22 protein-coding genes are annotated in these 25,994 nt (G+C 59.9%); 15 read left to right on the plus strand and 7 right to left on the minus strand.

Annotated features, from left to right (window positions below):
* Positions 1–67 precede the first annotated feature (67 nt).
* Positions 68–2,464: a PAS domain S-box protein gene (locus KGB29_RS08715; protein ID WP_150813988.1), complete on the minus strand. Its 2,397-nt coding sequence runs from the start codon at positions 2,462–2,464 to the stop codon at positions 68–70.
* A 73-nt stretch (positions 2,465–2,537) separates the two neighbouring features.
* Here KGB29_RS08715 and KGB29_RS08720 point away from each other — a divergent pair, with 73 nt between their 5' ends.
* Entirely contained in the window at positions 2,538–3,527 is a 990-nt protein-coding gene (locus KGB29_RS08720; RefSeq protein WP_150813989.1) for an alpha/beta hydrolase family protein, read from the plus strand.
* A gap of 138 nt (positions 3,528–3,665) precedes the next feature.
* Here the strand turns inward: KGB29_RS08720 and KGB29_RS08725 are convergent, their stop codons facing one another.
* Genes KGB29_RS08725 through KGB29_RS08735 form a run of 3 tightly spaced genes read right to left on the minus strand, consistent with a single transcriptional unit; the run spans position 3,666 to position 6,122 of the window.
* The gene (locus KGB29_RS08725) at positions 3,666–4,433 is read right to left on the minus strand and encodes a TerB family tellurite resistance protein (protein ID WP_150813990.1); all 768 of its coding nucleotides are present in this window, start codon (positions 4,431–4,433) and stop codon (positions 3,666–3,668) included.
* Between the two features lies 1 nt (position 4,434).
* Positions 4,435–5,106, minus strand: coding sequence for an N-acetylmuramate alpha-1-phosphate uridylyltransferase MurU (murU, locus tag KGB29_RS08730; RefSeq protein ID WP_150813991.1), 672 nt, complete (start codon positions 5,104–5,106; stop codon positions 4,435–4,437).
* A complete protein-coding gene (locus KGB29_RS08735; protein ID WP_150813992.1) occupies positions 5,103–6,122 on the minus strand; it encodes an aminoglycoside phosphotransferase family protein in 1,020 nt (339 codons plus the stop codon). Before KGB29_RS08735 ends, murU begins: the two co-directional genes overlap by 4 nt.
* A 130-nt stretch (positions 6,123–6,252) precedes the next feature.
* On the opposite strand from KGB29_RS08735, the gene KGB29_RS08740 reads away from it, so the two are divergent.
* The 11 genes from KGB29_RS08740 to KGB29_RS08790 all read left to right on the plus strand — a co-directional run bounded on the left by KGB29_RS08740 (position 6,253) and on the right by KGB29_RS08790 (position 20,440).
* Positions 6,253–9,063 (plus strand): LPS-assembly protein LptD, encoded by a 2,811-nt coding sequence (locus KGB29_RS08740; RefSeq protein WP_150813993.1) that lies wholly within the window; start codon positions 6,253–6,255, stop codon positions 9,061–9,063.
* Positions 9,044–10,360, plus strand: coding sequence for a peptidylprolyl isomerase SurA (gene surA, locus KGB29_RS08745; RefSeq protein WP_150813994.1), 1,317 nt, complete (start codon positions 9,044–9,046; stop codon positions 10,358–10,360). The genes KGB29_RS08740 and surA overlap by 20 nt, the downstream gene beginning before the upstream one ends.
* Positions 10,357–11,346 carry a 4-hydroxythreonine-4-phosphate dehydrogenase PdxA gene (pdxA, locus tag KGB29_RS08750; protein WP_150813995.1) on the plus strand — a complete coding sequence of 330 codons (990 nt, stop codon included), beginning with the start codon at positions 10,357–10,359 and terminating at the stop codon, positions 11,344–11,346. The genes surA and pdxA overlap by 4 nt, the downstream gene beginning before the upstream one ends.
* Positions 11,343–12,152 (plus strand): 16S rRNA (adenine(1518)-N(6)/adenine(1519)-N(6))-dimethyltransferase RsmA, encoded by an 810-nt coding sequence (gene rsmA, locus KGB29_RS08755; protein ID WP_046039480.1) that lies wholly within the window; start codon positions 11,343–11,345, stop codon positions 12,150–12,152. The genes pdxA and rsmA overlap by 4 nt, the downstream gene beginning before the upstream one ends.
* 115 nt (positions 12,153–12,267) lie before the next feature.
* Complete coding sequence (apaG, locus tag KGB29_RS08760; RefSeq protein ID WP_150813996.1) at positions 12,268–12,648, plus strand: Co2+/Mg2+ efflux protein ApaG; 381 nt, start codon at positions 12,268–12,270, stop codon at positions 12,646–12,648.
* Complete coding sequence (locus tag KGB29_RS08765; protein ID WP_150813997.1) at positions 12,648–13,529, plus strand: symmetrical bis(5'-nucleosyl)-tetraphosphatase; 882 nt, start codon at positions 12,648–12,650, stop codon at positions 13,527–13,529. The genes apaG and KGB29_RS08765 overlap by 1 nt, the downstream gene beginning before the upstream one ends.
* A 33-nt stretch (positions 13,530–13,562) precedes the next feature.
* On the plus strand, positions 13,563–13,892 hold the full coding sequence (glpE, locus tag KGB29_RS08770) for a thiosulfate sulfurtransferase GlpE (protein ID WP_057713070.1): 330 nt from the start codon (positions 13,563–13,565) through the stop codon (positions 13,890–13,892).
* Positions 13,893–14,189: 297 nt separating this feature from the next.
* Positions 14,190–16,112 (plus strand): PrkA family serine protein kinase, encoded by a 1,923-nt coding sequence (locus KGB29_RS08775; RefSeq protein ID WP_057713069.1) that lies wholly within the window; start codon positions 14,190–14,192, stop codon positions 16,110–16,112.
* Positions 16,113–16,316: 204 nt separating this feature from the next.
* A complete protein-coding gene (locus KGB29_RS08780; protein ID WP_057713068.1) occupies positions 16,317–17,588 on the plus strand; it encodes a YeaH/YhbH family protein in 1,272 nt (423 codons plus the stop codon).
* The gene (locus tag KGB29_RS08785; RefSeq protein WP_057713067.1) at positions 17,585–19,147 is read left to right on the plus strand and encodes a SpoVR family protein; all 1,563 of its coding nucleotides are present in this window, start codon (positions 17,585–17,587) and stop codon (positions 19,145–19,147) included. Before KGB29_RS08780 ends, KGB29_RS08785 begins: the two co-directional genes overlap by 4 nt.
* A gap of 63 nt (positions 19,148–19,210) precedes the next feature.
* The gene (locus KGB29_RS08790) at positions 19,211–20,440 is read left to right on the plus strand and encodes a multifunctional CCA addition/repair protein (RefSeq protein WP_150813998.1); all 1,230 of its coding nucleotides are present in this window, start codon (positions 19,211–19,213) and stop codon (positions 20,438–20,440) included.
* Positions 20,441–20,522: 82 nt separating this feature from the next.
* Here KGB29_RS08790 and folK read toward each other — a convergent pair whose 3' ends face one another.
* Positions 20,523–21,041 (minus strand): 2-amino-4-hydroxy-6-hydroxymethyldihydropteridine diphosphokinase, encoded by a 519-nt coding sequence (folK, locus tag KGB29_RS08795; protein ID WP_150813999.1) that lies wholly within the window; start codon positions 21,039–21,041, stop codon positions 20,523–20,525.
* The gene (gene folB, locus KGB29_RS08800) at positions 21,032–21,388 is read right to left on the minus strand and encodes a dihydroneopterin aldolase (protein ID WP_008051601.1); all 357 of its coding nucleotides are present in this window, start codon (positions 21,386–21,388) and stop codon (positions 21,032–21,034) included. Before folB ends, folK begins: the two co-directional genes overlap by 10 nt.
* 74 nt (positions 21,389–21,462) lie before the next feature.
* On the opposite strand from folB, the gene plsY reads away from it, so the two are divergent.
* Positions 21,463–22,032, plus strand: coding sequence for a glycerol-3-phosphate 1-O-acyltransferase PlsY (gene plsY / locus KGB29_RS08805; protein ID WP_057713064.1), 570 nt, complete (start codon positions 21,463–21,465; stop codon positions 22,030–22,032).
* 23 nt (positions 22,033–22,055) lie between these two features.
* Here the strand turns inward: plsY and tsaD are convergent, their stop codons facing one another.
* Entirely contained in the window at positions 22,056–23,081 is a 1,026-nt protein-coding gene (tsaD, locus tag KGB29_RS08810; RefSeq protein WP_057713063.1) for a tRNA (adenosine(37)-N6)-threonylcarbamoyltransferase complex transferase subunit TsaD, read from the minus strand.
* Between the two features lie 199 nt (positions 23,082–23,280).
* On the opposite strand from tsaD, the gene rpsU reads away from it, so the two are divergent.
* Positions 23,281–23,496 carry a 30S ribosomal protein S21 gene (gene rpsU, locus KGB29_RS08815; protein ID WP_002551877.1) on the plus strand — a complete coding sequence of 72 codons (216 nt, stop codon included), beginning with the start codon at positions 23,281–23,283 and terminating at the stop codon, positions 23,494–23,496.
* A gap of 481 nt (positions 23,497–23,977) precedes the next feature.
* Positions 23,978–25,945: a DNA primase gene (dnaG, locus tag KGB29_RS08820; protein ID WP_008051597.1), complete on the plus strand. Its 1,968-nt coding sequence runs from the start codon at positions 23,978–23,980 to the stop codon at positions 25,943–25,945.
* Positions 25,946–25,994: the final 49 nt, after the last annotated feature.

Raw genomic sequence — 25,994 nt, forward strand, 5'->3', positions numbered from 1 at the left:
ACATTTGGAATACGTCCCCCTGTGGGAGCCTGCTCGCGAAGGCGTCAGCACAGACACCACAAATTCTTCAGGCTTCGTCCAGAGGCACTCGCACTTCTAACGTCGTACCCTCACCCGGCTCACTCTCCAGCGACAACTCGCCGCCCAGGATCAACACCCGCTCACGCATGCCGACGATCCCAAAGGACGTTGGCCTGCCAGGCGCGGCGACAAATCCTACGCCATCATCGCTGACCGTCAGACACAATTCGTCGCCTTCAAGGGTCAGTGTCAGTTCAACAGTATGCGCCTGGGCGTGCCGCATGACATTGGTCAGCGCCTCCTGAAGGATTCGAAACAGGCCGATCGCCTTCGCATCGCTGAGCACTGGCAAATTGTCCGGCACCTGCACCAGACACGGGATCTGCGTTCGCGCCTCGAACCGGCGGGCCTGCCATTCAATGGCCGAGGCGATACCTGCGTCGAGAATCGGCGGTCGCAATGCCGTGGCCACATCACGGACCAGCTGAAACAACTGAGCGATCAAGCGTTTCATGCTGTTCAAGCGCTCGTTAAGACCAGGGTCGAGCTGGGCGTACGCCAGTTCGCACATGGACGTTTCCAGCTTCAACACGGTGAGCATTTGCCCCAATTCGTCGTGAACTTCCCGGGCAATGCGCGCTTTTTCTTCTTCGCGCACGCTTTCCAGGTGCGCGGACAACTCACGCAGTTGTTCCCGGGAGCTGGCCAGTTCAATTTCGATGCGCTTGCTCTCGCTGATGTCCCAGACGATCCCGTCCCAAACATAGGCGCCGTCTTCCAGCCGGCGGGTGATGGCCTTGATTTCCGCCCAACGCTGCTCGCCCTGACGCGTCAGGATTCGCCCCTGCCACGACCAGTCGCTGTCGGTATCCAGCGCATGATCCTGGGTCTGGTGATAGCTGACCTTGTCATCCGGATGCACGAGGCTGCGCAGGCCTTTATCGCGATGCGCCAGCGTGGCCGGCGAGTAACCCACCAGGCTTTCGCTGCCTTCGCTGATGTAGGCAAAGTCGATCTGACCGGTCACTGGCGCCCGCTCCAGCCGGAAAACCAGTCCCGGAACGTTGGCGGCGATACCTTGCAGCCGCGCCTCGCTTTCCTGCAAGGCCGCCAGGGCGCGGCGTCGCTCGGTGACATCGTTGAGGTAAACCACCAGGTACTCACCATCGCGAAAGCGCAGGAAACTCAACGAGACATCGGCCGGCAGGATGCTGCCATCAGCCCGCACGCAATTGGATTCGAAACTTTGCGGGCCCTCCTCACTGGCCCGGGCGCGCTTCCACAGGTTCAGCCAACGGTCCATGTGCAGGCCGGGCTCGAAATCGATCAGGGGCCGATCGATGATCCCTCCGGCCGGATAGCCCAGCATGCTTTCCGCCGCGCGGTTGGCGTAGCGCACATGGCTGTCCCAGTTGACCCAGAGGATGCCGACGGTGCTCTGGTCGATGGAAAACTGGGTGAGCCGCAAGGCCTCTTCGCTGGCGGCGCGCAAGGCAATGTCTTCCTGCGCGGCCAACAGGCGCTGCTCCAGGTTGTGCTGCTGGCGACGCTGCCAGACCACGATGGCCATGCAACTCATCGCCAGCACGGCCAGCAGCAGGCAGAGGTTCTGCCAAAACCCCGGCGACTCGGTGAGCCGCGGATACTTGGGCTGCAGCCATTGATTGTGCAGTTGCTCCAGATCCTTGGCCGGGATCGCCCGCAATGCACTTTCGACAATGCCCGCCAGTTCCGGTTTGTCACGGAGCGTGGCCACCCGCAGCAACTGCGGCAGGCCGACATCCCCCACCACCACCAATCCGGCGAACTCCGGTTCGACCGACAAGCGTCCCAGCTGCGCCTCATCGACCACCGCATAAGCCGCCTGCTGGCCCGCCAATAATTGCAATGCCTGGCGCTCCATCGGTACGCCTTGCAGATTCAGATGCGGGTAGTTGCTGCGCAGGTAATCGGCGATGGCACTGGGCATGCGTACGGCGACGCGGGTCTGGCTGTCGAGTTTTTCCAGCTCGACCGCGCCAGCGCTTTTCTGATCGCTGACCACCAATTGCGGCACCCGCATGTAGGGGTCGGAAAACTGCCAGAGGCGCAGCCCGCCAGGGGTCTGGGTCACCCCCGGGGCGATGTCGATTTCGCCCTCGCGGGCCGCGGCTTCCAATTGCTCAAGATCGGGAAAATTGCGCCAACTCAGTTCGACATTGAGGTTTTTTGCGAGCCACTTCATCAACTCGACGTTCACCCCGGACAGGCGCTGCAAGCGGCGATCGTATTGCGCATAGGGCGCCTGCAACACCACGCCGACCCGCAACTCGCCCTGCTGCGCCAGCCAGTGCCGTTGTTCCGGAGACAGTTGGGCAGCGGGCGCCGGGGGCGCGGCGGCCGCCCAGCCCATCAAGGGAAACCACAAACAGCCGATAACCCACAGGCAGCGAAAAAGCATCATTGAACTCTCACACACTGACAAATACTGACCAACCCATTAGGCTGCCGGAACAACTTCTGGCCTGGAATACCCGATGCCCTCTGTCTACCGCCTGGCACTGCCAGCATTGTGCCTGTCGCTGATCCTGCCTTGCGCTTTTTCCGTCAAGGCGGCCGACCCGGCGCCCGCCGCGGAGGAAAAAACCGCCGAAGGAAAACCACTTGAACGTCAGCCGCTGCCTGAGCGTAGTCAGGAAGAAGCGACTGCACTTGAGCGAAAAATCCCGGCTCAGGAACAGCAACAATTGCAAGCAGGCCCCGACACCTTTCTGGCCTTGTGGAAACCGGCCAATACCGCCGAACCTAAAGGCGCGGTGATTGTCATCCCCGGCGCCGGTGAAACCGTTGACTGGCCGCAAGCGATCGGCCCTTTGCGGCGCAAATTGCCGGATGCCGAGTGGAGCAGCCTGAGTATCACCTTGCCGGACCTGCAAAGCGACGCCATTGCGCCACGAATCGTGGAAGCAGCGCCGGCTCCCAAGCCCGCCGAAACCGGCAGTAAAGACTCGACCACCGCAGCCCCTATCGAACAGGTGGCCGGAGGCGAGGCCGATGTGGCCGACAAGGCCGTCACCGAAACCACCGAAGCACAGTCCAAGGCAGATGCCGAGCGCATCTTCGCCCGGATCGACGCCGCGATTGCATTCGCCGAACAGCAAAGCGCCCGCAGTATCGTGGTGTTGGGGCATGGCACCGGCGCTTATTGGGCGGCGCGCTATTTAAGCGAGAAGCAGCCTTCGCAAATCGAGCGCTTCCTCATGGTCGCTGCGCAGACACCTGCTCAAGCGAAACCCGAGCTGGATGAGCTGGCGCCGAATCTGAAACTGCCGACCGCCGACATCTTCTACATGGACAAGCCGCTGGATCGCAATGCGGCGCTAGCCCGTCTGCAGGCCAACAAACGGGTGAAAACGTCGGCATTCAGCCAGGTCGCGCTCAAGGCGTTGCCGGATACCAAAGCCGAACAGGAGCAACTGTTCCGTCGGGTGCGGGGTTGGTTGAATCCGCAGAACCCGGCGGGCTGACAGACCGAGGCGCCGTCATCGCGGGCAAGCCACGCTCCCACGGGTTTTATGCCGATCACAAAATTGCGGACGACATAAAACCTGTGGGAGCGAGCTTGCTCGCGATAGCGGTATCACTGGCGACGCAAATTTTCCGGGCTAGCGAAAATCCCGCCGCTCCCGAATCAGCGTATAGGCGTTATGCAGTTCACGCGTTCGCTCGGTGGCCTCACGCACCTGCGTCGCCGTCGCGCCACTGCCGGCAATCTTGTCCGGATGATGACGACTGAGCAGGCGCCGGTATGCACGCTTGATCTGCGCCGGTTCAGTGGTGGCCGACACCCCCAAAAGCCTCAACGCGTCCTGATAACTTGGCACACTGTTGCCCAATGGCCGCTTCTGCGGCTCATAGTCGTGGGCCAACGCCTGCACCTGACGGGGCGTCCAGCCCAGCCATTTGCCCCATTGGCCGATCAATTGACGTTCACTGCTGCCGGCACGACCATCGGCCCAGACCATTCGCCAGCAGGCGCGCAACACGCCTTCCGCCGCATGGGGCTGGGCACTCAGGCGACGCAGATAACCGCGCAGGCGGTCATTGCCCGATTTACCACGATTGAACGCGGCAATCGCCCGACGCTGGGCCGGCTCGGACATTTCCAGCGAGCGCATTTCCGCCCGGGCCTGCTGGATGTGGCCATCCACCACCCGCCCGTCGCACTTCGCCAGACGTCCCAGTAGCACGAAGAGCAATTCATCGTTGCGCAGCACCGGACGACCACCAAGCTTTTCCAGCAAATGCCCCCAACTCTGCAGGTGCAAGCGCCGGTCCAGCGCCTGCCCCAACAACGCGCCGAGCATGGCCCCCGGAATGCTGGCTATGGCAAAGCCTGCTCCGGCTCCGATCAGAGTCCCTGGCCACAGCATCTCAGCGGCTCGCTTCTATTAATGTTTCAACTTCGGCCAGACGCTCGTGAGTGCCGACATCGACCCAGTGCCCCCTCAGCTGCTCGCCGGTCACCTGCCCGTCAGCCATGGCCTTGCGCAACAGCGGAGCGAGCTTGAAGGCCCCCTCGGTGCAACCGTCGAACAACTGCGGATGCAACACGGCGATACCGCTGTAGGTCAAGGTGCCAGCCCCTGGTTGACCGTCGAGCACCCGCGTTTCTACCAGGCTGAAGTCCCCGGCCGGATGATGGGGCGGGTTGCTGACCAGCACCAGGTGCGCCAGGCCGTTGATGGGCTGATGCAGCACGCTGAAGTCGTAATCGGTCCAGATGTCGCCGTTGACCACGACAAACGCTTCATCCCCCAACAATGGCAACGCGCGGAAAATTCCGCCGCCGGTTTCCAGGGGGTCACCTTCGGCCGAGTACTGAATGCTCACGCCATAACGCGAACCATCACCCAGATAGTCTTCGATCTGCTGACCGAGCCAGGCGTGATTGATCACAATGTCGGTGAAGCCGGCGGCGGCCAGTGCTCGCAGGTGATACTCGATCAGCGGCACGCCGCCTGCACGAACCAGCGGTTTTGGCGTAGTCAGGGTCAGCGGGCGCATGCGCTCGCCTTTGCCCGCGGCCAGAATCATTGCCTTCATGCTTTCACTCCGGCACGCAGACTGGCCAGCAATACATCCAGCTCGGCCAGTTCAGGGCGGCGCGCGATCACCGCGTCTATGTACGCAAAGAAACGTGGCACATCACCCAGGTAACGCGGTTTGCCGTCGCGATGGCAGATGCGCGCGAAAATGCCGATGACTTTCAGGTGACGTTGCACGCCCATCAAGTCGCTGGCACGCAGGAAGTCCTCGAAGTCGGGCTGAACCGGAATCCCGAGGGCACCCGCTTGCTGCCAGTAGCTTTCGAGCCAGCCGTGCACGCGCTCATCGGGCCAGCTGAGGAATGCGTCCTTGAACAGGCAGGTCACGTCGTAGGTCACCGGGCCATACACCGCATCCTGGAAGTCCAACACGCCGGGATTGGGCTCGCTGAGCATCAGGTTGCGCGGCATGTAGTCGCGATGCACCAGGACTTTTGGCTGTGCCAGGGCACTGTCGATCAACAGTTCGCTGACCTGCTGCCAGAGCACTTGCTGCGCCGCGTCCAGTTCGATGCCCAATTCGCGCTTCACGTACCACTCGGGGAACAGCTCCAGCTCGCGACGAAGCAAGGCCACGTCATAGCTCGGTAGAGGCGCAACCATCGGCAGCTGCTGGAAAGTCAGCAACGCTTGCAGGGCATCCTTGAACAAATCGTCGGCGTTTTCGCTTTCGATGACGTCCAGGTAGGTCTTGTTGCCCAGGTCATTGAGCAAAAGAAAGCCGCGCTCGAGGTCTTCGGCATAAATTCTCGGCACATTTATTCCGGATTTCGCCAGCAAAAAGGCGATATCCACGAAGGGTTTGCAGTTTTCCTGGGGCGGCGGCGCGTCCATCACGATGAAACTTTTGTCACCGCCTTCCCAGCGGAAATACCGCCGAAAACTCGCGTCGCTACTGGCCGCAGTCAACGTGGCCGGGGGTACGACGCCCCAGCCCTGCTCGGCAAAAAGGGTCGCCAATTGTTCATCGAGCCAAACTTTCAGGTGTTGCAAGCGTACATCTTGATCAGGCATTGCAAGGGTCTCCGACGGCGCTAGCCGTCAAGCGGGTCATGCTTTATTATCCAGCATCTTTTTCAGACCATCGAGAGGCGTGCGGCCCACACCGCGGGCAGATGGCACGCAGGAAGCCCGGACTAATAAGATGGCATTGAAATCCCCCGCGTTTCGTAAAAAATTTCCGTTGTTGGTTACCGGCAGTTTGCTGGCGCTGCAACCCCTTGCCACTTCCTACGTGGTCGCCGCGGAACAGTTTGACTGCTCAGTCTCTGCTTCGGGTTCCTGGGACTGTGCGCCAAAGACGCCGGCGGCTGCATTGCCACCGCGTCCCGTCCATGACGGCAGCGCAGTCTCCGCTACCGGCGAAGCCCCGGCCGAGAGCGGTTCCAGCGAAGACACCGGCGCCAAGCCGGTGCTGGTCACCGAATCCGAAGGCCGTGGCCTGAAGTCGCGTAGCGCAGACTACAGTCACCTCGACTGGGTTCCCCGCGAGCAGCTTACCGCCGCACAATTGGCCGAAACCGGTCCTTATTGCTCCGGTTCCTATATCGAACCGATTCGTCCTGGCATGGATGACAAGACGGATAAAAGTGACGCTCCAACCTTTATCGGCGCAAAAGCCTCCCGCTATAAGCAGGATGAGCAAGTTGCGACCCTGGCCGGCGACGTTGTCATGCGTCAGGGCAGCATGCAGGTCGAAGCCGACGAAGCCAACCTGTATCAGGCCGAAAGCCGTGGCGAACTGAACGGCAACGTGCGCATTCGCGACAACGGTGCCCTGATCGTTGGCGACCACGCCGACGTGCAGCTCGACACCGGTGAAGCGAAGGTCGACAACGCCGAATACGTGATGCACAAATCGCGCATCCGCGGTAATGCGCTGTACGCCAAACGTGCCGAGAACGCGATCATCCGCCTCAAGGATGGTACGTACACCACGTGCGAACCGAACAGCAACGCCTGGCAGCTCAAGGGCAACAACATCACCCTGAACCCGGCCACCGGCTTCGGTACGGCAACCAACGTGACGCTGCGGGTCAAGGACATTCCGGTCCTGTACACGCCGTACATCTATTTCCCGATCGACGACCGTCGCCAGTCGGGTTTCCTGCCGCCGACCATCGGCACCGGCAGCGATACCGGCTTCATGCTGGTCACCCCGTACTACTTCAACCTGGCGCCGAACTACGATGCCACGTTGTACCCGCGCTACATGGAAAAGCACGGCTTGTTGATGGAAGGCGAATTCCGCTACCTGACCAAATCCAGCGAAGGCCAGTTCGGTGCGGCGTACCTCAACGACGAAAGCGACGAGCGCGACAAGCAGACCGACGCCGAAAAAACCCGCTACATGTACAACTGGCAGCACAAGGGTGGTCTCGACTCGCGAGTACTCACGCAAGTCGACTACACCAAGATCAGCGATCCGTATTACTTCCAGGATCTGCAGTCCGACCAGATTGGCGTGAAAAGCAACGACTACGTGAACCAGCAGGGCTCTGTCACCTATCGCGGCGACAGCTATACCGCTCGCGCGAACGCCCAGGCATACCAACTGGCGAGCGTATCGAACATTACGCCGTACGACCGCCTGCCGCAGCTCACCCTCGACGGTATGCTGCCTTATCATCCGGAAGGCCTGGACTTCACGTACAGCACCGAACTCGTGCGGTTTGACCGGGATCTGAAGAACGGCACCTTCACCGACGAAGACGGTAATGTGTCTCCACGGCTAGATACCAACGTTGTCGGCCTGGCACGCGCCAATGGCGATCGCCTCAACCTGGCACCGGCTGTCAGCCTGCCACTGAACTGGACCTACGGATTCCTGAAGCCAACGCTTAAGTACCAGTACACGCAGTACCAACTGGATCTGGACGGTCTCGGCAAAACTCAGGTCGCGCAGCAAAATCAAGCCGCAGCGGCAGCCGGGACTAAAAATTTCAATGGTGATTTTGACAGCAACCAGAATCGCGGCGTACCGATCGCCAGCATCGACAGTGGTCTGTACTTCGATCGAAATACCCAATGGTTCGGCAAGAACTACCGCCAGACCCTCGAGCCGCGCCTGTTCTACCTGTACGTACCTGAGGTAGATCAGGAAGACATCCCGGTATTCGATACCAGCGAATACACATTCAACTATGCGTCGCTGTTCCGTGACAACCGTTTCTCCGGCTCCGACCGTGTCGGCGATGAAAACAAATTGTCCCTGGGCGTGACCAACCGCTGGATCGAAGACGACGGTTTCGAGCGTCAACGCATCAGTGTCGGCCAAGCCTTGTACTTCAAGGACCGCGAGGTTCAGTTGCCTGGCGTGAACTTCAACGACCGTGACGACGCCAAAGCCAGCGTCTCCCCATATGCGCTGGAATATGAGTATCGCTGGAACCGCGACTGGCGCACCACGGCCGATTACAACTGGGACCCGGACAGCCGCAGCCCTCGCTCGGGCAGCGCGATGTTCCATTACCAGCCTGAAGACAACCCGAACAAGGTCGTCAACCTCGGCTATCGCTATCGTAACGACCAGGTGATCTACAACCAGAACACCGGTAAATGGCAGTTCGGCGGTGACTACGGCACCCCTGGCACTCCTGGCTACGTGAAGGATTACTACAAGATCCAACAGCACGACTTCTCGGTAATCTGGCCGATCGTGCCGCAATGGAGCGCTATCAGCCGTTGGCAGTATGACTACAACCGCAACCGTACCCTGGAAGCCTTCGGTGGTTTCGAGTACGACAGTTGCTGCTGGAAACTGCGCCTGATCAACCGTTACTGGGTCTCCTATGACGAGTTCAGTCAGGAAGCACCGCAAAACGAAAAAGGCGACCATGGCGTCTTCCTCCAAATTGTTCTGAAGGGACTCGGCGGCCTCACCGGCTCCAAGGCAGAGAGCTTCCTCGACAAAGGCATTCAAGGTTATCGTGAACGTGAAGACCAAGCTTTCTGATTGTTTGCGCCCGCTGATGCTCGGCGCGCTGTTCCTGAGTACGGCCGCGAACGCCGCCGTACAGTCCATCGATAAAGTGGTGGCCATCGTCGACAACGACGTGGTCATGCAGAGCCAACTGGACCAACGGGTTCATGAAGTTCAGCAAACCATTGCCAAGCGTGGCTCTGCCGTGCCGCCGGCCAGCGTGCTGGAGCAGCAGGTACTTGAGCGCCTGATCGTCGAAAACCTGCAATTGCAGATCGGCGAGCGTTCCGGCATCCGCATTACCGATGAAGAGTTGAACCAGGCTGTCGGCACCATTGCCCAGCGCAACAACATGTCGGTCGAGCAGTTCCGCGCCGCCCTGACTCGCGACGGCCTGTCCTACGACGACGCACGTGAGCAGATTCGCCGCGAAATGGTCATCAGCCGTGTACGCCAGCGTCGGGTTGCCGAACGCATTCAGGTCTCCGAGCAGGAAGTGAAGAACTTCCTGGCGTCGGACCTGGGCAAAATGCAGCTGTCTGAAGAGTTCCACCTGGCCAACATCCTGATTCCTACGCCGGAAAGCGCCAACTCCGACGCGATTCAGAGCGCAGCCAAACAGGCCGATGCGATTTACCAGCAGCTCAAGCAAGGCGCTGACTTCAGTCAGTTGGCGATCGCCAAGTCCGCCAGCGAAACCGCACTGGAAGGTGGTGACATGGGCTGGCGTAAAGCCGCTCAATTGCCACCGCCGTTCGATCGCCTGCTGAGCACCATGCCGGTGGGCGATGTCACCCAGCCAATGCGCACCCCGGGCGGCTTCATCATCCTGAAGATCCTCGAAAAGCGTGGCGGCCAGACCCAGATGCGCGATGAAGTGCATGTGCGCCACATCCTGGTCAAACCGAGCCCGATCCGCGACGAAGCAAAAACCAAGGCCCTGGCTGACTCGCTCTACAGCCGTATCGAGGCTGGCGAAGACTTCGGCGAGCTGGCGAAAAGCTACTCGGAAGACCCGGGTTCCGCCCTCAACGGCGGCGATCTGAACTGGATCGACCCGAACGCACTGGTGCCCGAGTTCCGCGAAGTGATGGCCAGGACCCCGCAAGGTCAGCTGTCCAAGCCGTTCCAGACTCAATACGGCTGGCATGTCCTGGAAGTCCTTGGCCGTCGCGCCACCGACAGCACCACACAGGCTCGCGAGCAGCAAGCAATGACCGTTTTGCGTAACCGCAAATACGACGAAGAGCTGCAAACCTGGCTGCGTCAGATCCGTGACGAAGCGTACGTGGAAATCAAACTCCCTGGCGCCGACCAGGCAGCGCAGTGAAACCCCAACGTTTCGCGCTGACACCCGGCGAACCGGCCGGCATAGGTCCCGACCTGTGCCTGCTGCTCGCCTCGCAAGCCCAGCCTCACCCCCTGATTGCCATTACCAGCCGCGACCTGCTTATTGAGCGGGCCGCGCAACTGGGCGTGGCTGTCGATTTGCTGTCGGTCACACCGGACAGCTGGCCGGACGCACCGGCTCCAGCCAACAGCCTGTATGTCTGGGATACACCGCTCAATGCCAAAGTCGTCGCCGGGCAACTGGACAAGGCCAACGCTGCCTTCGTACTGGAAACCCTGACCCGCGCCGGCCAAGGCTGCCTGAGCGGAGATTTCGCCGGCATGATTACCGCGCCGGTGCACAAAGGCGTAATCAACGAATCCGGCATCGCCTTTTCCGGGCACACGGAATTCCTCGCCGACCTGACCCACACCGCGCAAGTGGTGATGATGCTGGCAACGCGCGGCTTACGCGTAGCCCTGGTGACCACTCACCTGCCCCTTCGCGAGATTGCCGATGCAATCACGCCGGAGCGTCTGGAGCGTGTCACGCGAATCCTGCACACCGACCTGCAAAACAAGTTCGGCATCGCCCGGCCACGCATCCTGGTTTGCGGGCTCAACCCCCATGCCGGCGAAGGCGGACACCTGGGCCATGAAGAAATCGATATCATCGAACCCACATTAGAGCGCCTGCGCGGCGAGGGCATGGACCTTCGTGGCCCCCTGCCCGCCGACACTCTGTTTACCCCCAAATATCTGGAGCACTGCGATGCGGTGCTGGCGATGTACCACGACCAGGGTCTGCCGGTGCTGAAGTACAAAGGCTTCGGCGCGGCAGTCAACGTGACCCTTGGCTTGCCGATCATCCGCACATCGGTCGACCACGGCACCGCCCTGGACCTGGCCGGCAGCGGCAAGATCGACACCGGCAGCCTGCAAGTCGCCCTGGAAACCGCCTACCAGATGGCCGAGACCCGTTTATGACCGAGCATTACCAACACAAGGCGCGCAAACGCTTTGGCCAGAACTTTCTGCACGATGCCGGCGTTATCGACCGCATCCTGCGCTCCATTCATGCCAAGGCAGAAGACCGCCTGCTGGAAATCGGCCCGGGCCAGGGCGCACTGACCCAAGGCCTGCTCAGCAGCGGCGCGCAACTCGATGTGGTGGAGCTGGACAAGGACCTGATCCCGATCCTCAACCAGCAGTTTGCCGGCAAGAGCAACTTCAACCTGCATCAGGGCGATGCACTGAAGTTCGACTTCAACAGCCTGAATGCCGCGCCTGGCAGCCTGCGCGTGGTCGGCAACCTGCCGTACAACATCTCCACGCCGCTGATTTTTCACCTGCTGCACAACTCGCACCTGATTCGCGACATGCACTTCATGCTGCAAAAGGAAGTGGTCGAGCGCCTGGCTGCCGGCCCTGGTGGTGGTGACTGGGGTCGCTTGTCGATCATGGTTCAGTACCACTGCCGGGTCGAGCACCTGTTCAACGTCGGCCCGGGCGCGTTCAACCCGCCGCCGAAAGTCGATTCGGCCATCGTGCGCCTGGTACCCCACGCGGTACTGCCACACCCGGCCAAGGATCACCGCCTGCTGGAACGCGTCGTGCGCGAAGCTTTCAACCAGCGCCGCAAAACCCTGCGCAACACTCTCAAGCTGCTGCTGAGCAATGCCGAAATCGAAGCAGCCGGCGTCGATGGCAGCCTGCGTCCCGAGCAACTCGACCTGGCCGCGTTCGTGCGCCTGGCCGACAAGCTCAGCGAACAAAAGCCTGCCGCTGACTGACAGGCGATGAGCGCTATCGGGTAGGACGCCACTCTGGTCTACTACCCGATACTTGGCCTAGACTGAACCCCAACAGCTACGCCCCGCGTCCCGCTTCGTTTTTAAGGCCCTTTGCATGTCCGATCCTCGCTATCAGGTCGACGTCAGCGTCGTCACCCGCTATCTGGCAGAACAATCGCAACCCGAGCACGACCGCTTTGCCTTCGCCTACACCATCACCGTGCAAAACAATGGCCTGATGCCCGCCAAACTGCTTTCACGACACTGGGTCATCACCGATGGCGACGGGCATGTCGAAGAAGTGCGCGGTGCAGGCGTAGTCGGCCAGCAACCGTTGATCGACCCCGGCAAGAGCCACACCTACAGTAGCGGCACGGTCATGACCACCAAGGTCGGCACCATGCAAGGCACCTATCAGATGCTGTCCGACGACGGTAAACATTTCGATGCCATCATCGCGCCCTTCCGCCTGGCGGTGCCCGGAGCCCTGCACTGATGGCAACGTACGCTGTCGGTGACCTGCAAGGCTGTCTTCAGGCCCTGCAATGCCTGCTCAAACAAGTGGCGTTCGACCCGAAACGCGACCGTCTGTGGCTGGTGGGCGACCTGGTCAACCGCGGCCCGCAGTCGCTGGAAACCTTGCGCTTCCTCTACAGCATTCGCGAATCGCTGGTGTGTGTGCTCGGCAACCATGACCTGCACTTGTTGGCGGCCGGACGCAATATCGAACGCCTGAAGAAGGCCGACACCCTGCGCGAGATCATTGAAGCGCCCGATAGCGCTGAACTGCTCGAATGGCTGCGTCAGCAAAAACTCATGCACTACGACGAACAGCGCAACCTTGTACTGGTCCATGCCGGCATTCCACCGCAGTGGTCGCTGCGCAAGGCCTTGAAGTGTGCCGCCGAAGTCGAGGCTGCCTTGCGTGACGACAACCTGTTGCCGCCCTACCTCGATGGCATGTACGGCAACGATCCGGCGAAATGGGACAACGACCTCAAAGGCGTGACGCGCCTGCGGGTGATCACCAACTATTTCACCCGCATGCGTTTCTGCACCGCCGAAGGCAAACTCGACCTCAAGAGCAAGGAAGGCCTCGATACCGCACCACCTGGCTACAAACCCTGGTTCCAGCACAAGGAACGCAAGACCAAGAATCTGAAAATCATTTTCGGTCACTGGGCAGCGCTGGAAGGCAACGTCGAAGAGCCGGGTATTTCGGCGCTCGATACAGGCTGTGTCTGGGGCGGCGCCCTGACCCTGATGAACGTCGACAGCTTTGAGCGCCTGTCCTGCAAATGCGATGAACACGGTCATGCCGTACCGCCAGTCGCCTCATCCATTCCCCAAACATCGCCAGCCAGCGCCCCGCGCTAGACTGCCCATTCAGCCGAGCCACAGGAGCCCGCCATGAGCGAATTCAAACGTATTCCCCCGGAACAGGCCCAAGCCCTGCGCGAACAAGGCGCAGTGGTGGTCGACGTCCGCGACCCGGCCACTTTTGCCGCCCTGCACATCGCAGGCTCCAAGCATCTGGACAACCATTCCCTGCACGCTTTCATCCAGGGTGCCGACCTCGATGCACCGACCGTGGTGGTCTGCTATCACGGCAATTCCAGCCAGGGCGCGGCCGCTTACCTGGTCAGCCAGGGCTTCTCCGACGTCTACAGCATGGATGGCGGATTCGAGTTGTGGCGTACGACGTATCCTGCGGAAACGGCGCAAGGCACCACTGAATAATTTTTTTGTAACGTTGCAGGCCCCGGCTCCCGCGGGCTAGCGCGGTGGCAGACGAACGGTCTGCCACAACTAATTACGTATCTCGCCTTTACCTCCCGAATTCCCAACTATCCTTAAGCCCAGGCCATCCAAAACAGGGGAGAGCCGGTACACCGGCGCACGGGTCATCGGGAGTAGCTTTCGGAGTAGTCAGCTCCGGGAGAGTTCTGGGGGGTAAACAGCAATCGCCTGTTCGGTTGCTGCCAGCATCGACTGAGTGATCCGGCGTCGGCTCCACGTATCGAGCGAGGTGACGTCATGAGTATCTTTAGCCACTTCCAACAACGCTTCGAGTCCACACGCCAGGAAGAACTCTCTCTGCAAGAGTATCTTGAGCTGTGCAAACAGGACCGCAGCGCCTACGCCTCCGCCGCCGAGCGTCTATTGCTGGCCATCGGTGAACCGGAACTGCTCGACACCTCGACCAACTCGAGACTGTCGCGCATCTTCTCCAACAAGGTCATTCGCCGCTATCCGGCCTTTGAAGACTTCCACGGGATGGAAGAATGCATCGACCAGATCGTGTCGTATTTCCGCCATGCCGCTCAGGGCCTGGAAGAGAAGAAACAGATCCTGTACCTGCTCGGCCCTGTCGGTGGCGGTAAATCGTCCCTGGCCGAGAAGCTCAAGCAATTGATAGAAAAAGTGCCCTTCTATGCAATCAAGGGCTCGCCGGTTTTCGAGTCGCCCCTGGGTCTTTTCAACGCCACCGAAGATGGCGCGATCCTCGAGGAAGACTTTGGCATTCCACGGCGCTACCTCAACACCATCATGTCGCCATGGGCGACCAAACGCCTGGCCGAATTCGGTGGCGACATCAGTCAGTTCCGCGTGGTCAAACTCTACCCGTCGATCCTCAACCAGGTCGCTGTGGCCAAGACCGAACCTGGCGACGAAAACAACCAGGACATCTCGGCGCTGGTGGGCAAGGTCGATATCCGCAAACTGGAGGAGTTCCCGCAAAACGACGCCGACGCCTACAGCTACTCGGGCGCCCTGTGCCGGGCCAACCAGGGCCTGATGGAATTCGTCGAAATGTTCAAGGCACCGATCAAGGTGCTGCACCCACTGCTGACCGCCACCCAGGAAGGCAACTACAACAGTACCGAAGGCCTCGGCGCGATTCCGTTCACCGGGATCCTGCTGGCACACTCCAACGAATCGGAGTGGCACACCTTCCGCAACAACAAGAACAACGAAGCCTTCATCGACCGGATCTACATCGTCAAAGTCCCGTACTGCCTGCGGGTCAGCGACGAAGTGAAGATCTACGACAAGCTGCTGTTCAACAGTTCGCTGGCCAAGGCGCATTGCGCGCCGGACACCCTGAAGATGCTGGCCCAGTTCACCGTGCTCTCGCGCCTCAAGGAGCCGGAAAACTCAAACATCTACTCGAAGATGCGCGTGTACGACGGCGAGAACCTCAAGGACACCGATCCGAAAGCCAAGTCGATCCAGGAATACCGCGACAATGCGGGCGTCGACGAAGGCATGAACGGTCTGTCGACCCGCTTCGCGTTCAAGATCCTGTCGAAGGTGTTCAACTTCGACCCGCACGAAATTGCCGCCAACCCGGTGCACCTGCTCTACGTGCTGGAACAACAGATCGAGCAGGAACAGTTCCAGGCCGAGACCCGCGAACGCTATCTGCGCTTCCTCAAGGAGTACCTGGCACCGCGTTACATCGAATTCATCGGCAAGGAGATCCAGACCGCCTACCTCGAGTCCTACAGCGAGTACGGCCAGAACATCTTCGATCGTTATGTGCTGTACGCCGACTTCTGGATCCAGGACCAGGAATACCGCGACCCGGAAACCGGCGAGATCCTCAACCGCGTAGCGTTGAACGAAGAACTGGAGAAAATCGAAAAACCGGCCGGCATCAGCAATCCGAAGGATTTCCGCAACGAAATCGTCAACTTCGTACTGCGCGCCCGGGCCAACAACAACGGCAAGAACCCGACCTGGCTCAGCTACGAAAAACTGCGGGTGGTCATCGAGAAGAAAATGTTCTCCAACACCGAGGACCTGCTGCCGGTCATCAGCTTCAATGCCAAGGCCAGCAAAGAGGACCAACAGAAACACAACGACTTCGTCACACGGATGGTCGAGCGGGGCTACACCGACAAACAGGTACGACTGCTGTCCGAGTGGTACCTGCGGGTCAGAAAATCACAGTAACCCGCTGCCGGTCAGACCGGTTGTCGTCAGCCAGAGGCCTGTGTACGCGTTTTCTGTTACACAGACCTCTGGAAGGTGTTCGAAAGTCGGTAGCGAGGTACAGGCAGCATCCAAAAGCGCTTGGGGGAGCGTGAACATCCCTTGGCACCGGTCCGATGCTGCATAACCGCTCGCCCCTTTCAGGACAGCTTCTAAGGAGCAGTCATGAGCTATGTGATCGACCGACGTCTCAATGGCAAGAACAAGAGCACGGTGAACCGCCAGCGTTTTCTGCGGCGCTACCGTGATCACATCAAGAAGGCTGTCGAAGAGGCGGTCAGCCGGCGCTCCATTACCGATATGGAACACGGCGAACAAATCAGCATTCCCGGTCGCGACATCGACGAGCCGGTGCTTCATCACGGTCGCGGTGGCAAGCAGACGGTCGTGCACCCGGGCAACAAGGAATTCACCAGCGGCGAACATATCGCCCGGCCACCGGGAGGCGGTGGCGGCCGAGGCCCCGGCAAGGCGGGCAATTCCGGCGAGGGGATGGACGAATTCGTCTTCCAGATTACCCAGGAAGAGTTCCTCGAGTTCATGTTCGAGGACCTCGAACTGCCCAACCTGGTCAAACGCAACCTGACCGGCACCGACACCTTCAAGACCGTGCGCGCCGGGATCAGCAACGAGGGCAACCCGTCGCGGATCAACATCATCCGCACCCTGCGCTCAGCCCACGCCCGGCGAATCGCCCTGTCCGGCAGCAGCCGCGCAAAACTGCGTGAAGCCAAGGAAGAACTTCTGCGACTCAAGCAAGAAGAACCGGACAACTTCGGCGATATCCAGGAAATCGAAGCAGAAATCGAAAAACTCAGCGCGCGCATTCACCGTATACCGTTTCTCGACACCTTCGACCTCAAGTACAACCTGCTCATCAAACAGCCCAACCCCAGTTCCAAGGCCGTGATGTTCTGCCTGATGGACGTGTCCGGCTCGATGACCCAGGCGACCAAGGACATCGCCAAGCGCTTCTTCATCCTGCTGTACCTGTTTCTCAAACGTAACTACGACAAGATCGACGTCGTGTTCATCCGCCACCACACCAGCGCCCGCGAAGTGGATGAAGAGGAGTTTTTCTACTCCCGGGAAACCGGCGGCACCATCGTCTCCAGCGCCTTGAAACTGATGCAGGAGATCATGGCCGAGCGTTATCCGAGCAACGAGTGGAACATCTACGCAGCCCAGGCCTCAGACGGTGACAACTGGAACGACGACTCTCCGATCTGCCGCGACATCCTGATCAACCAGATCATGCCATTCGTGCAGTACTACACTTACGTTGAGATCACCCCGCGCGAACACCAGGCCCTGTGGTTCGAGTACGAGCGCATCGCCGAAGCCTTTTCCGATACATTTGCCCAGCAACAACTGGTCTCGGCCGGGGATATCTATCCGGTCTTCCGTGAACTCTTCCAGCGCAGGTTAGTGACATGACCGCCAAAGAGCAGAAACGCCAACCCATTTCCACCGGCTCCGAATGGACGTTCGAGCTGATCCAGGCCTACGACCGCGAAATCAGTCGTATTGCGGCCGGTTACGCACTCGATACGTATCCCAACCAGATCGAAGTGATCACCGCCGAACAGATGATGGACGCCTACGCCTCGGTCGGTATGCCGCTGGGTTATCACCACTGGTCCTATGGCAAGCACTTCCTCAGCACCGAAAAGTCCTACACCCGCGGCCAGATGGGGCTGGCGTACGAGATCGTGATCAACTCCGACCCATGCATCGCCTACCTGATGGAGGAAAACACCATCTGCATGCAGGCGCTGGTGGTGGCCCATGCCTGCTACGGGCACAACAGCTTTTTCAAAGGCAATTACCTGTTCCGCACCTGGACCGACGCCAGTTCGATCATCGATTACCTGGTGTTTGCCAAGCAGTACATCATGCAGTGCGAAGAACGCCACGGTATCGACGCGGTCGAGGATCTGCTCGACTCCTGCCATGCGCTGATGAACTATGGTGTCGACCGTTACAAACGCCCTTATCCGATCTCCGCGGAAGAAGAACGTCGCCGGCAAAAGGACCGGGAAGAACATTTACAGAAACAGATCAACGATCTGTGGCGCACCATTCCCAAGGGCGCGGACAAGTACAGCGACAAGGACAACGCACGCTTCCCCGCCGAACCCCAGGAAAACATCCTGTACTTCATCGAAAAACATGCACCGCTGCTGGAGCCATGGCAGCGGGAAATCGTGCGTATCGTGCGCAAGATCGCCCAGTATTTTTATCCACAGCGTCAGACCCAGGTCATGAACGAGGGTTGGGCCACGTTCTGGCACTACACACTGATGAACGACCTGTATGACGAAGGCCTGGTCACCGACGGCTTCATGATGGAGTTCCTGACGTCCCACACCAGCGTGGTGTTCCAGCCTGGCTTCGATAGCCCCTACTACAGTGGCATCAACCCTTACGCCCTGGGGTTTGCCATGTACCGCGACATCCGCCGCATGTGCGAAGAGCCTACGGAAGAAGATCGCCGCTGGTTCCCTGACATTGCCGGTACCGACTGGCTGGCAGCCATCAAGTTCGCCATGAGCAGTTTCAAGGATGAGAGCTTCATCCTGCAGTACTTGTCGCCCAAGGTGATCCGCGACCTGAAGCTGTTCAGCATTCTCGATGACGACCAGAAGGACGACCTGCTGGTGCCCGCCATTCACGACGAAGGTGGCTACCGCATCATCCGGGAAACCCTCGCGGCACAGTACAACCTGGGCAATCGCGAGCCAAACGTGCAGATCTACAGCATCGACCGTCGCGGTGACCGCTCCCTGACCCTGCGCCACCAGCAGCACGACCGCAAACCGCTGGGGGACTCGACCGAAGAAGTGCTCAAACACCTGCACCGCCTCTGGGGCTTCGACATTCACCTGGAAACCCTGCAAGGCGATCAGGTCATGAAAACCCACCATGTGCCGCCCAGAAGCGAGCACAGCGAAGGTGATTACGGCCGCCTGGACCTGGCCGTCATCCATCTTTGATCCGGTTTGTGCCTCCGAAAGCTCGATGCAACGGTTATCCTGTCGAGCTAACGGAGGTTTTTTATGCGTATTTATAAAGTCGGCGGTGCGGTACGTGATCGCCTGCTGGGCAAACCGGTTACCGATATCGACTGGGTTGTGGTCGGCGCTACCACCGAAGAAATGCTCGCCAAGGGCTTTCGCCCGGTGGGCGCGGACTTCCCGGTGTTCCTTCATCCCAAAAGCGGCGAGGAATACGCCCTCGCCCGCACCGAGCGCAAAAGCGGACGCGGTTACGGCGGGTTCACTTTTCACGCCAGCCCTGAAGTCACCCTCGAAGAAGACCTGATCCGCCGCGACCTGACCATCAATGCCATGGCCGAGGACGATCAGCAGAACCTGACCGACCCGTACCACGGCCAGCGTGATCTTGAAGCGCGCCTGCTTCGCCATGTTTCCCCGGCATTTGCCGAAGATCCACTCCGGGTCCTGCGTGTTGCCCGCTTCGCGGCGCGCTACGCGACGCTGGGTTTTACCGTTGCCCCGGAAACCCTGGCGCTGATGCACCAACTCAGCGAGTCAGGTGAACTTGAAGCACTGACCCCTGAGCGCAGCTGGAAGGAAATTTCCCGCGCCCTGATGGAAGATCAGCCACAGGTATTTGTTGAGGTTCTGCGCGCATGCGGCGCACTCAAGGTTCTGATGCCCGAGGTCGACGCGCTGTTTGGCGTACCGCAACCACCCGCCCATCACCCGGAAATCGATACAGGTGCACATACCCTGAGCGTGTTGCAGCAAGCCGCACTACACAAACAGCCACTCACCGTGCGCTGGGCGTGCCTGCTGCACGACCTGGGCAAGGGACTGACGCCAGAGGATGAATGGCCGCGACACATTGCCCACGAGTTCAAGGGCCTGAAGCTGATCAAGGCGGTCAATGAACGCTTCAAGGTGCCGAAGGACTGCCAGGAACTGGCGCTGCTGGTGGGCGAGTACCACACCCATGGGCATCGCGCCCTTGAGCTGAAGCCATCGACATTGCTGGAATTGTTGCAAAGCTTCGACATTTACCGTCGGCCACAGCGGTTTGAGGAGTTCATCGCCGCATGCGAGATGGACGCGCGTGGGCGCAAAGGGCTGGAAGAAAGAAGTTACCCACAGGCGGATTATTTGCGCGGCGCCGCAACTGCGGCTCGTAGCGTGGCGGTTCAGCCGTTGCTGGAGAAAGGTTTCAAGGGGCCGGAGCTGGGGGAGGAGATCAAGCGCGAGCGGCTCAAGGCGTTGAAGGCTTACAAAGAGGCGACGTCTGTCTGAAAAGCTTCGCGAGCAAGCCCGCTCCCACAGAAATTGCATCGTACCTGTGGGTGCGGGCTTGCTCGCGAAGGCGTCAGTAAGGTCACAACAAATCTGAAGGTGTCAGCTGTTCACCGTGCCATTCGAACGCTACTGGCGCCAACACCTGATCAATCTGCGCTTCAGCCCACAAAGTCGCAAAACTCTTGCCTGCGCCCGGGTGCACGCGATCCGGCGCTATCAACGACAACGGCCACAGAACGAACGCATTTTTCAGAATTTCTGCCCGCGGCAAGATCAAGCCATCGAAATTGCCCACCAGGTCACCGAACAACAATACGTCGATATCCAGCGGCAAACCTCGGCGATCCGGTGCGTAACGACCGTTATCCGCCTCAATGAACTTCAATCGACGATCAAGTTCCATCAGCGGCAGATCGGTATACGCCGACACCACGAAATTGAAGAACGGCCCGCTCTTGATGCCCACCGGCTGGCTTTCGAACACCGCCGAACAGCGGATATCGACAAGGAATGCCGCCAGAGCATCGAGCCCCGCCCGCAAATGGGTTTCACGCTCGATATTGCTACCGAGCCCGAGGTACACCTGAGTCAGCGACATCCGCGCTCGATCTCCACGCCAACACCGCCGGTGGCAGCCGGGACGGCCCCGGGCTTGGTCAGCTTAAGGCGCATCCAGGTGATCTTGAATTCGCTCATCAGCACTTCAACCAGGCGCTCGGCAAAGGTTTCCACCAACTGGAATTGCGCCTGCTCGGCAAACGCCTGGATGCGTGAGGAAACACTGGCGTAGTCGAGCGCCAGGGTCAGGTCATCACCGGCTGCGGCCGGGCGATTATCCCAGGCGAAGCTCAGGTCAAGACGCAAGCACTGTCGGATGCCTCGCTCCCAGTCGTAGGCACCAATCACCGTGTCGACTTCCAGGCCCTCGATAAACACTCTGTCCAAGCACTTCTCTCCGCTACACGACAAGGGCGCAATGCGCCGTTAGAATCAGGGCTTCCTCGCCCGGAATAGTTAGCATGTTTTGGTTATTGGCGATCCTCGCCTACCTGCTCGGCTCTCTGTCCTTTGCCATTTTGCTCAGCCGCATGACCGGTAACCCCGATCCGCGAATGAGTGGCTCGGGCAATGCCGGTGCCACCAACATGTTGCGCCTGGCCGGCAAGAAGCTCGCCATCCTGACCTTGCTCGGGGACCTTTGCAAAGGCCTGCTGCCGGTACTGATTGCGCGTCTTGCGGGTCTTTCGCAGCAGGAACAGGCCTGGATTGGCGTCTATGCCGTCATCGGCCATCTGTTTCCGTTGTACTTTCGCTTTCGCGGCGGCAAGGGCGTCGCCACCGCTGCCGGCATGTTGCTGGGACTGTACCCGCCCGCTGCCCTTCTGGCGGTCTGCACCTGGCTCTTGACGTTCTACCTGACCCGCACCAGCTCCCTGGCCGCCCTCATCGCCACACCGCTGACCTTGCCGTTGCTGGCCTGGCAAGAACCGGCCGCCCTGCTGCCCATGAGCACGCTCACCGGGCTGATCGTCTGGCGTCATCGCGGCAATCTACGCGACCTGTTTGCCGGGCGCGAACGGCATTTCTAGCCGCCGGACATGAGCACCGCTCATCACAATGCGGTCAACTGCTCCATCGGCCAACGCGCCTGCACGCTGATCGCCAGGCTTTCCTGCTGACCGGCCTGCAAGCGCTGGCAGCCGGCAAAGGCAATCATCGCGCCGTTATCGGTGCAGAACTGCGCACGGGCATAAAACACATCGCCCTTCATGTCGCCGAGCATTTTCTCCAGGGAAGTGCGCAACGCCTTGTTGGCACTGACGCCCCCTGCAATCACCAGGCGCTTCATGCCAGCGGCCTTCAGGGCACGCTTGCACTTGATGGTCAAAGTCTCCACCACGGCCTGCTGGAATGCCAGCGCGATGTCGCAACGGGCTTGCTCTCCGTCGTCCCCGGCGTTGACGCACTGTTGCCAGGTGTTCAGCGCAAAGGTTTTCAGGCCACTGAAGCTGAAATCCAGGCCCGGACGGTCGCACATCGGCCGCGGGAAGACGAAACGCCCTGCAACGCCTTGTTCTGCAAGGCGAGCGATCTCCGGTCCGCCCGGATAATTGAGCCCCATCATCTTGGCCGTCTTGTCGAAGGCCTCGCCGGCGGCGTCATCCAGGGTCTCGCCCAGAAGCGTGTACTGACCGATTCCGTCGACCTGAACCAGTTGCGTGTGACCACCCGACACCAACAAAGCGACGAACGGAAATTCCGGCGGTTGCGACTCCAGCATCGGCGCCAGCAAATGGCCTTCCATGTGATGCACGCCCAGGGCCGGAATGCCCCAGGCAAAGGCCAGCGCCTGAGCACAGGAAGCCCCTACCAGCAAGGCACCCACCAGGCCAGGACCCGCGGTGTAGGCGATCGCATCGATCTCGGTCGGCACGCAGTCGGCCTCGGCCAACACCTGACGAATCAAGGGCAGCATGCGTTTGACGTGATCGCGTGAAGCCAGCTCCGGCACCACGCCACCATAGGCGCGGTGCAGGTCGATCTGACTGAACAACGCGTCGGCCAGCAGGCCGCGTTCACTGTCATATAATGCGACACCAGTTTCGTCGCAGGAGGTTTCTAATCCCAGTACTAGCATGGGTTTGCGCCTTGTTTAGGCTGAATTCGAAGGCGCGCATAATAGTCGTCGCGTGATGCCCCGACCAGCGGTTTTCGATCAGAGGCTTTGCATTCCGAGCGATGAGGGGTTAACATCCGCAACCCTTAAAAACCGACGTCTTCAAGTGCTCTTTTGCCGCGAGGATGTTGACCCCGGTAATGAATGAAGGTAGCTCTGGATGCCAGCCGTCAAAGTAAAAGAGAACGAACCCTTCGACGTAGCTCTGCGTCGTTTCAAGCGCTCCTGCGAAAAAGCCGGTGTACTGGCTGAAGTTCGTAGCCGCGAATTTTACGAGAAGCCAACTTCTGAGCGTAAGCGCAAAGCAGCAGCCGCTGTTAAGCGTCACGCCAAGAAAGTTCAGCGCGAACAGCGCCGCGCCGTTCGTCTGTACTAATACACAGACGATCGTAGCAAGCTTCTGCCAAGCCCGGCCCTCAGCCGGGCTTATGGCATTTGCGTAAAACGCTTGATGCTTCAATGTCAAAGCCGCAGACGCGACCGAGACAAATCTGCTTCACCGCGTCAGACCTGGCTCTTTTGCCAGCGGTGCACGTCTTTTCTGACGAGCCTTTCAAGGCTACTGACGAGCACACCCACTGATTCCTCTCACGACGATCAGCCCAAGGCACCTGCTTGCGTGCCAGATGATGAGCTATCCGGGGCCTATGATTGGCCACAGCGGATTCAGCGCAACACATTCAAACAGTCGAATACTGATTGGCATTAACGTCAGTGGATTTTCGGCAGATACACTTCCCGACAGCGATTACGCAGACGACACTGGTCGAGCCGCACACTTTGCGCGCCTCAAACAATGACCGCGTTCGGTCGCCGTACGTTTCGGGTTCCTTTTCAGCGCAGATGACGAGAACGCCATGGCCGGGCTAATTCCCCAGAGCTTCATTGACGACCTTCTGAACCGCACCGACATCGTCGATGTGGTCAGCTCGCGCCTGCAATTGAAAAAGGCCGGCAAAAATCACACTGCCTGCTGCCCATTCCACAAGGAAAAGACTCCGTCGTTCAGCGTCAGCCCCGACAAGCAGTTCTATTACTGCTTCGGCTGCGGCGCCGGCGGCAACGCCCTCGGCTTCATCATGGACCACGACAACCTGGATTTCGTCCAGGCTGTCGAAGAACTGGCCAAAGCCGCCGGCATGGAAATCCCCCGCGAAGAAAGCGGCCGGCCGCACAAACCGCGACAGCCGACCGATTCGCCGCTGTATCCGCTACTGAGCGCCGCTGCCGACTTTTATCGCCAGGCCCTCAAAAGCCACCCATCGCGCAAGGCTGCCGTGGAATACCTGAAAGGTCGCGGGCTGACCGGCGAAATCGCCCGGGACTTCGGCCTGGGCTTTGCTCCGCCTGGCTGGGACAACCTGTTCAAGCATTTGAGCAGCGATACCCTGCAACAAAAAGCCATGATCGATGCCGGCCTGCTGATCGAAAACGCCGAAAGCGGTAAACGCTACGACCGCTTCCGCGACCGCGTGATGTTTCCGATCCGCGACAGTCGCGGGCGCGTCATCGCCTTCGGCGGCCGGGTATTGGGCGACGACAAGCCGAAATACCTGAACTCCCCGGAAACCCCGGTTTTCCATAAAGGCCAGGAACTCTACGGCCTGTATGAAGCGCGCAAGACCAACCGCAACCTCGACGAGATCATCGTCGTCGAGGGCTACATGGACGTCATTGCCCTGGCCCAGCAAGGCCTGCGCAATGCCGTCGCGACCCTGGGCACCGCCACCAGCGAGGAACACCTCAAGCGGCTGTTTCGCGTCGTGCCCAGCGTGCTGTTCTGCTTCGACGGCGACCAGGCCGGCCGCAATGCGGCATGGCGGGCGCTGGAGGCGACACTTTCGAGCCTGCAGGACGGTCGTCGCGCACGCTTTTTGTTCCTGCCCGAAGGCGAGGACCCGGACACTCTGGTCCGCTCCGAAGGCACCGACGCCTTTCGCGCACGGATCAACCAGCACGCGCAGCCACTGGCCGATTACTTCTTCCAGCAACTGACGGAAGAAGCCGACCCGCGCTCGCTTGAGGGCAAGGCCCATATGGCCACCCTCGCCGCGCCGTTGATCGACAAAGTCCCGGGGGCCAACCTGCGCACCCTGATGCGTCAGCGCCTGAGCGAAATCACCGGCCTGAGCGGTGAAGCGGTGAGTCAGCTGGCACAAAGCGCCCCGCAAGAAGCACCGCCGGCCTACGACCCGGGCATCGATTACGACGCGATGCCCGATTACAGCGACTATCATCAGCCGCAGGCACAGGAAATGTATGTGCCACAGCAGGAATGGACGCCGAAGAAACCCGGTGCAGGAGGCAAGAAATGGGACAAGAAACCGTGGGACAAGAATGGCAAACGGGGCGGTGATCGTGATCAACCCCGCGCGCCACGGGTGCCCGCCGCCGTAGAACCGCCAACCCTCGCCGCCTTGCGCACGTTGCTGCATCACCCGCAACTGGCCGAAAAAGTCGAGGATGCCGGGCACTTCGCCGCCGAGGATCACACCAACACGCAATTGCTGGTGGCGCTGCTCGAAGCTGTACAGAAGAATCCCAAGCTAAACTCAATTCAACTGATTGCGCGTTGGCACGGCACAGAACAAGGCCGCTTGCTCAAGGCCTTGGCGGAAAAGGAATGGCTGATTGATGGAGATAACCTTGAACAACAGTTTTTCGACACCATTACTAGCTTGTCAGCCCGCCAACGCGAGCGAAACCTGGAACAACTTCTGCGAAAAGCGCGTCAAAGCGAATTGACCAGCGAAGAGAAAAATCAACTGCGCGACCTCTTGAGTCGCAATGTTTCCGCATCAAACCCGACCTCAACTGGCGCGTGAGGTCATAGCTCAGGTATAATCCTCGGCTTGTTTTTTGCCCGCCAAGACC

Source organism: Pseudomonas sp. BF-B-30 (assembly GCF_019956305.1).
GTDB classification, from domain to species: domain Bacteria; phylum Pseudomonadota; class Gammaproteobacteria; order Pseudomonadales; family Pseudomonadaceae; genus Aquipseudomonas; species Aquipseudomonas jessenii.

Coding starts and splice junctions, on each gene's coding strand:
- KGB29_RS08715 (WP_150813988.1), bottom strand. CDS start 2,464: ATGATGCTTTTTCGCTGCCTGTGGGTTATCGGCTGTTTGTGGTTTCCC.
- KGB29_RS08720 (WP_150813989.1), top strand. CDS start 2,538: ATGCCCTCTGTCTACCGCCTGGCACTGCCAGCATTGTGCCTGTCGCTG.
- KGB29_RS08725 (WP_150813990.1), bottom strand. CDS start 4,433: ATGCTGTGGCCAGGGACTCTGATCGGAGCCGGAGCAGGCTTTGCCATA.
- murU (WP_150813991.1), bottom strand. CDS start 5,106: ATGAAGGCAATGATTCTGGCCGCGGGCAAAGGCGAGCGCATGCGCCCG.
- KGB29_RS08735 (WP_150813992.1), bottom strand. CDS start 6,122: ATGCCTGATCAAGATGTACGCTTGCAACACCTGAAAGTTTGGCTCGAT.
- KGB29_RS08740 (WP_150813993.1), top strand. CDS start 6,253: ATGGCATTGAAATCCCCCGCGTTTCGTAAAAAATTTCCGTTGTTGGTT.
- rsmA (WP_046039480.1), top strand. CDS start 11,343: ATGACCGAGCATTACCAACACAAGGCGCGCAAACGCTTTGGCCAGAAC.
- apaG (WP_150813996.1), top strand. CDS start 12,268: ATGTCCGATCCTCGCTATCAGGTCGACGTCAGCGTCGTCACCCGCTAT.
- KGB29_RS08765 (WP_150813997.1), top strand. CDS start 12,648: ATGGCAACGTACGCTGTCGGTGACCTGCAAGGCTGTCTTCAGGCCCTG.
- glpE (WP_057713070.1), top strand. CDS start 13,563: ATGAGCGAATTCAAACGTATTCCCCCGGAACAGGCCCAAGCCCTGCGC.
- KGB29_RS08775 (WP_057713069.1), top strand. CDS start 14,190: ATGAGTATCTTTAGCCACTTCCAACAACGCTTCGAGTCCACACGCCAG.
- KGB29_RS08780 (WP_057713068.1), top strand. CDS start 16,317: ATGAGCTATGTGATCGACCGACGTCTCAATGGCAAGAACAAGAGCACG.
- KGB29_RS08785 (WP_057713067.1), top strand. CDS start 17,585: ATGACCGCCAAAGAGCAGAAACGCCAACCCATTTCCACCGGCTCCGAA.
- KGB29_RS08790 (WP_150813998.1), top strand. CDS start 19,211: ATGCGTATTTATAAAGTCGGCGGTGCGGTACGTGATCGCCTGCTGGGC.
- folK (WP_150813999.1), bottom strand. CDS start 21,041: ATGTCGCTGACTCAGGTGTACCTCGGGCTCGGTAGCAATATCGAGCGT.
- plsY (WP_057713064.1), top strand. CDS start 21,463: ATGTTTTGGTTATTGGCGATCCTCGCCTACCTGCTCGGCTCTCTGTCC.
- tsaD (WP_057713063.1), bottom strand. CDS start 23,081: ATGCTAGTACTGGGATTAGAAACCTCCTGCGACGAAACTGGTGTCGCA.
- rpsU (WP_002551877.1), top strand. CDS start 23,281: ATGCCAGCCGTCAAAGTAAAAGAGAACGAACCCTTCGACGTAGCTCTG.
- dnaG (WP_008051597.1), top strand. CDS start 23,978: ATGGCCGGGCTAATTCCCCAGAGCTTCATTGACGACCTTCTGAACCGC.